This window comes from Burkholderia sp. Cy-637 (assembly GCF_011753175.1).
Lineage (GTDB): Bacteria > Pseudomonadota > Gammaproteobacteria > Burkholderiales > Burkholderiaceae > Burkholderia > Burkholderia gladioli.
This window is the reverse complement of sequence record NZ_VWWC01000271.1, coordinates 1-5,876: the sequence shown is the minus strand read 5'-3', so window position 1 is coordinate 5,876 and position 5,876 is coordinate 1. Positions and strand designations below refer to the sequence as shown.

Here is a 5,876-nt window from a genome sequence, read left to right as displayed (position 1 = left end):
CCACAGCGCCGCGCTATCGAGGTTGTCGCGATAGCCGTTCAGCGCCGCGGCGACGCGTTGCGGGGGATAGAACTGGGCAGACGCCATGCGTGCGGGCCGGCGTTCAGTTGGCCGGACGCGGCCGCAGCCGAGCCGTCAGCGCGCCGAGCTTGCCGCGCAGGCCGCCGGCGCTGTCGCCAGCCGCCTCGGGCGCACCGTCGGCGCCATGCGGCAGCTTGCGGCGCAGCACCACCAGCAAGGCGGCGGCCACGATCAGCACCACCCCGGCGATGCCGCTGACGATCCACACCAGCGGCGCGCCGTTGCTCGCCGGCGGCAGCGGCTGGCGCGCCAGGTCGGACGGATCGGCCGGCACGGCGGTCACGCTGACCTGGTCGTAGGTGAGGCCCTCGACGCTGTGCATCACCAGCGTCTTGATCTGCGGCACCAGCGCGCCGACGTCGGAATTCGGGCGGTACTTGATGAACACGGCCGCCGAGGAGGGCTTGATGGTCTGCGCCAGCGGGTCGTTGTTGGGCAGCACGATCTGCACGCGCGCCACCAGCACGCCGTCGATCTTCGACAGCGTGGACGACAGCTCCTGCGACATGCCGTAGATGAAGCGCACGCGTTCCTCGGTCGGCGTGGATACCAGGCCGTCCTTCTTGAACAGGTCACCGAGGTTGTCGAAGCGGCTCTTGGGCAGGCCGCGCGAGCGCAGCGCCTCCATGGCGCGCACCATCTGGTCGCCGTCCACCTCGAGCGTCCAGGTCTTGCCGCCGTCGGGCGTTTCCTTGGCGGCGTCCACACCGTTCTCGAGCAGCGCCACGACCATCTCGTTGACGTCCTGCTCGGACAGGTTTCCGTATAGTTCCTTCTTGCAGCCGGCGAGCAGCGCGCAGAGCGCGAAGGCGCCGACGACGGATGCGCGCCGCCATCCGGACCGGGTCTGTGACATGGGGTAAGTCTCGCGGCGGACCGCGCGGCGCCGTGGAGCGCCGCGTGTCACTGGTTCTTCATCAGCGTTTCGATCGACGACTTCGACGAGTTCACCACGCCCATCTTCGCTTCCATGTCGAGCTGGGTGGCGGCGAGTTCGTAGGTCAGGCGGATCGAGCCGGCATTGAGCTCGTTGAGGTTCATCTCGGGCGCGCGCTGCATGAACTCGGCGGCGTCGGTGACGCTGCGCTGCAGCTCGGCATCCTGCGCCGCCACCAGCTTCGAGGCGACTTCCATCGACGGGCTCTGGGCCGCGTGCGGCGGCGCCATCGAGGGCTTCTCCATCATCGCCTTGAACTTGTCGGCGGCCGCGGGCGAGGTACCGCCGCCCGCCGCGGCTTCCGGCTTGGACAAGGCTTCGAGCGAGGCGCGCAGCGCCGCGGAATGGTCGATCGCAGTCATCGTCGGGCTCCTCGTCAGGCTTCGTCGAGCGGGCGGACGACGTTCACGCGCGCAGCGCGACGCCGAACGGCAGGGATTCGAGGCCGGCGGCCGGCGGCACCGGCGCGGTGGGCACATCGGGCTTGTCGCCGCGGCTGGCCAGTTCCTCGTTCAACTCCTCGATCGAGGCGGGCGGCACGAAGGCGCCGCCGTTGCGGCTCGCGTTCACGGCGCTGACCAGCTCCTCGCGCGCATGCAGGGCCTTGACGAGGGCCAGCGTATCGCGCGTCGGGTTGTTCTCGAGCACCTCGTTGGCGATCAGCTTCCAGTCGCCGTCGCCCTTGGTGGACAGGCAGAAGGCCAGCAGCGCCTTGGCATAGGCGAAGCGCGGCGCGCTCTCGCTGACCTCGCGCAGCACCAGGATCGCGTCGTCCCAATGGTTGCGGACCATGTGCAGGATGCCGTCCAGCATCTGGATCTCGGGCACCTTCGGACGCAGCACGCGCAGCGCGTCGAGCATCAGCTCGATGTCGTAGGGGTCCACCGACACCTTCGGGAAGGTCTGCAGCAGCGCATCGGAGGCCGTCTCGATCAGTCCTCCGACGATCTCCGGGCGGCAGTTCAGGTAATCGGGTGTGGCCTTGGTCATCGCGCATTCTCCTGGCGGATATCTTCGCGCCACGGTCGGGGTCGATCGGACGCACGACGGAACCTTAGCAACCGGCCGGGGGCCGCGAGATCGGCGATGCGAAGCCAGCGCGCCGAAAGCGAAGGCGCGCGAACGCGGCTCGGACCCTCCCGCCGCCGCGGGCCGCGAAGCCGGGGCGCGCCGGGCCGGCGCGCACGCCAGGGTTCGCCCGAGCGCCGGCAGCCCGGCCGAAAAACCGTGTCCCGCGCCGCATTCCAGGCGTCTCGCGGGGCCGCGGCCGGCGTTTCCCGGGGCCCCATCGCTGCGCATCCACCTTGCTCGCCGCCCCAACTTCGCATGCGCAGCGCCCGATTCGCGTCGGACAGAAAGCGCGGGGCGGCGCGCGGCTATCTTCGTCCGACCGGCTCGCTGCGCGCTCCCGCGCCGGGCCTGCCCGCCAACCCCTGCCCGCCCTCCCCGGCGAGCGCCTGCGTGAGCACCCCACCCCGGACCACGCGACGAGCGAGCGATGAGCGACGAAAAAACCGAAGAGCCCACCGACAAGAAACTGCGCGACGCCCGCAAGGACGGCCAGGTGTCGAAGAGCTCGGACCTGGCGGACGCGATCTCGATGACGGTGGCGATCGGCTTCGTGATGGCCGCCGGCGCCCACCTGCGCGACTCGATGCGCCAGCTGGTGGTGAGCGCGCTCGACTTCGTCACCACCGAGCACAGCATTCCCGACATGTTCGACCGGCTCTACCGCTTCGGCGGCATCGCGCTGCTGGCGGTGGTGCCGCTCGCGCTGGCCGCCGCGATGGCCGGGCTGATGGGCTCGGCGATGCAGGTCGGCCTGCAGATCGCCTTGAAGCCGGTGATGCCCAACCTCAATTCGCTGAACCCCGGCGAAGGCCTCAAGAAGATCTTCTCGATCAAGACCGTGATCGAGACCGCCAAGATGATCGTCAAGGCGGCGCTGATCTTCGCCGTGATGTGGGTGGTGATCCGCGGCCTGTTCCCGCTGGTGTCGGGCTCGATCTACCAGCCGCTGGCGGAGCTCTCGGCGATGTACTGGGGGATCCTGATCAAGCTGATGATGATCGCCGCGGTGATCTTCGTGGTGGTGGGTGCCGCCGACGTCAAGCTGCAGAAGATGCTGTTCATGAAGCAGATGAAGATGTCGAAGGACGAGGTCAAGCGCGAGCACAAGAACGACGAGGGCGACCCGATGATCAAGGGCGAGCGCAAGCGCATCGCGCGCGAGATGGCCAACTCCCCGCCGCCGCGCATGGCGCGCGCCAACGTGGTGGTGGTCAACCCCACCCACTACGCGGTGGCGCTGCGCTACGCGCCCGACGAGCACCCGCTGCCGGTGGTGATCGCCAAGGGCATGGACGAGGCCGCCGCCGCGATCCGGCGCGCCGCCGCCGAGGCCGAGGTGCCGATCGTCGGCAACCCGCCGGTGGCGCGCGCGCTCTACAAGGTCGGCGTCGACGAGCCGATTCCCGAGGTGCTGTTCGAGACCATCGCCGCGATCCTGCGCTGGGTGGACTCGATCGGCGCGAGCCGCGAGGCGCAACAGCAGCACCAGGCGCAGCAGATCCACTGAGCGCCGACCCGGAGCCACGATGCTGAAGTCCATGAAACTCCCCGCCGGCGGCGAAATCGGGATCGTCGCGCTGGTGGTGGCGATCATCTCGCTGATGATCCTGCCGCTGCCGCCGCTGATGATCGACGGGCTGCTGGCCCTGAACATCACCATCAGCGTGACGCTGCTGATGATCACCATGTACGTGCCCGACATCTCGGCGCTGTCGGCCTTCCCCTCGCTGCTGCTGTTCACCACGCTGTTCCGGCTCTCGCTGAACATCGCCTCCACCAAGTCGATCCTGCTGCACGCCGAGGCCGGCACCATCATCGAGAGCTTCGGCAAGCTGGTGGTGGGCGGCAACCTGGTGGTGGGCCTGGTGGTGTTCGCGATCATCACCACGGTGCAGTTCATCGTGATCGCCAAGGGCTCGGAGCGGGTGGCCGAGGTGGGCGCGCGCTTCACGCTGGACGCGCTGCCCGGCAAGCAGATGAGCATCGACGCCGACCTGCGCGCCAACCTGCTCACGCCCGAGGAAGCCAAGCGCAAGCGCGCCACGCTGGCGGTGGAGAGCCAGCTGCACGGCGGCATGGACGGCGCGATGAAGTTCGTGAAGGGCGATGCGATCGCCGGCCTGATCATCACGCTGATCAACATCCTGGCCGGCATCGCGGTGGGCGTGGCCTACCACGGCATGTCGGCCGGCGACGCGGCCAACCGCTTCTCGGTGCTGTCGGTGGGCGACGCGATGGTCTCGCAGATCCCCTCGCTGCTGCTGTCGGTGGCCGCCGGCGTGATGATCACGCGGGTGGCCGACGAGCGCCAGACCAAGCAGCGCTCGCTGGGCGACGAGATCGGCCACCAGCTCGGCTCCAGCAGCCGCGCGCTGTTCTTCGCCGCGGTGCTGCTGCTGGGCTTCGCGATCGTGCCGGGCTTCCCCTCGCTGCTGTTCGTGCTGCTGGCCGGCCTGCTGTCCTTCGCCGGCTACAAGCTGGCGAAGAAGCCCGCGTCCTCGCGCGACAGCGAGCACGGCGGCGCCGAGACGCTGGCCTCGATGCAGCGCTCGGGCGCCAAGACGGAAGTGCCGCCGATCCTGCCGCGCGCGCCGCAGTTCGCCTGCGCGGTGGGCGTGCGCATCGCCCCGGACCTGGCCGCGCGGCTCTCGCTGCCGACCCTCGACATCGCCTTCGAGACCGAGCGCGCGGCCCTGCAGGAGATGCTCGGCCTGCCCTTCCCCGGCATCACGATGTGGATCCACGCGCCGCTGCCGGCCAACAGCTTCGAGATCCTGGTGCACGACGTGCCCCACCTCACCGTGACGCTGCCGGCGGGCAAGGTGCTGATTCCCGATCCCGCCCTGCTCGCGCCCGAGGTGGCCGCGGCGGCCGCCGAGAAGCTGCAGTCGGTGGCCGAGCGCACCGAGGCCGGCCCGGCGATCGTGGCCGACGGCGCGCCCACGCGCTGGCTCGACGACAAGACCATCCCGCCCAAGATGCCGGTGTGGCGCGCCGAGCAGATCATCCCGCATGCCTGCGTGGCGGCGATGCGCCGGCACGCCACGCTGTTCCTCGGCATCCAGGAGGTGCAGTGGATCCTCGACCAGCTCGGCCACGACGCGCCGGGGCTGGTGGCCGAAGTGCAGAAGGTGCTGCCGCCGCAGCGGATCGCCGACGTGCTGCGTCGGCTGCTGGAGGAGCAGGTATCGATCCGCAACGTGCGCACCATCATGGAGAGCCTGATCGCCTGGGGCGCCAAGGAAAAGGACATGCTGATGCTGACCGAGTACGTGCGCGGCGACCTCTCGCGCTTCCTCGCGCATCGCGCCGCCAAGGGCGAGCGCACGCTGTCGGCGGTGCTGTTCGACATGCAGGCCGAGCAGCATATCCGCGCCGCCATCAAGCAGACGCCCACCGGCAACTTCCTGGCGCTGCCGCCCAACGACGCCGCGTTCCTGATCGACCGCATCCAGTCCTTCGTGGGCGCGGCGCCCCGCGAGGGCGTGGTGCTGGTGACCTCGATGGATATCCGCCGCTACGTGCGGCGCATGATCGAGGCGCGGCTGGGCTGGCTGGCCGTGTACTCGTACCAGGAGCTCGGCGAGCACGTCGAACTCAAACCCGTGGGCCGCGTGACGCTGACCGCATGACCACCATCGACTCGCGCAATGCGCGCATCATCCCCGGCGCCGCGCCCGCCGAGCCGAACCGGCCGCGCGAGCGCCGCTTCGACTACGCCTCGCTGGCCTCGCGCCGCGCCCCGCACCGGCTGCCCGCGCGCGAGCAGCCGCAATCGGGCGGCGGC

5 protein-coding genes are annotated in these 5,876 nt (G+C 69.9%); 2 read left to right on the top strand and 3 right to left on the bottom strand.

What is annotated here, in order from left to right; all coding sequences use genetic code 11:
- Positions 1-103: 103 nt before the first annotated feature.
- The 3 genes from sctJ to F3J10_RS33970 are packed head-to-tail and all read right to left on the bottom strand — an operon-like array spanning position 104 to position 2,008.
- A complete protein-coding gene (gene sctJ, locus F3J10_RS33980; protein WP_025097507.1) occupies positions 104-937 on the bottom strand; it encodes a type III secretion inner membrane ring lipoprotein SctJ in 834 nt (277 codons plus the stop codon).
- Between the two features lie 47 nt (positions 938-984).
- Complete coding sequence (locus tag F3J10_RS33975; protein ID WP_025097506.1) at positions 985-1,380, bottom strand: type III secretion protein HrpB2; 396 nt, start codon at positions 1,378-1,380, stop codon at positions 985-987.
- A 43-nt stretch (positions 1,381-1,423) separates the two neighbouring features.
- Positions 1,424-2,008: an HrpB1 family type III secretion system apparatus protein gene (locus tag F3J10_RS33970; RefSeq protein ID WP_025097505.1), complete on the bottom strand. Its 585-nt coding sequence runs from the start codon at positions 2,006-2,008 to the stop codon at positions 1,424-1,426.
- 508 nt (positions 2,009-2,516) lie between these two features.
- On the opposite strand from F3J10_RS33970, the gene sctU reads away from it, so the two are divergent.
- Both sctU and sctV read left to right on the top strand, forming a co-directional pair.
- Positions 2,517-3,596 (top strand): type III secretion system export apparatus subunit SctU, encoded by a 1,080-nt coding sequence (gene sctU, locus F3J10_RS33965; protein WP_025097504.1) that lies wholly within the window; start codon positions 2,517-2,519, stop codon positions 3,594-3,596.
- Positions 3,597-3,615: 19 nt separating this feature from the next.
- Positions 3,616-5,721 carry a type III secretion system export apparatus subunit SctV gene (gene sctV / locus F3J10_RS33960; protein WP_167243907.1) on the top strand — a complete coding sequence of 702 codons (2,106 nt, stop codon included), beginning with the start codon at positions 3,616-3,618 and terminating at the stop codon, positions 5,719-5,721.
- Positions 5,722-5,876: the final 155 nt, after the last annotated feature.

Coding starts and splice junctions, on each gene's coding strand:
- sctJ (WP_025097507.1), bottom strand. CDS start 937: ATGTCACAGACCCGGTCCGGATGGCGGCGCGCATCCGTCGTCGGCGCC.
- F3J10_RS33975 (WP_025097506.1), bottom strand. CDS start 1,380: ATGACTGCGATCGACCATTCCGCGGCGCTGCGCGCCTCGCTCGAAGCC.
- F3J10_RS33970 (WP_025097505.1), bottom strand. CDS start 2,008: ATGACCAAGGCCACACCCGATTACCTGAACTGCCGCCCGGAGATCGTC.
- sctU (WP_025097504.1), top strand. CDS start 2,517: ATGAGCGACGAAAAAACCGAAGAGCCCACCGACAAGAAACTGCGCGAC.
- sctV (WP_167243907.1), top strand. CDS start 3,616: ATGCTGAAGTCCATGAAACTCCCCGCCGGCGGCGAAATCGGGATCGTC.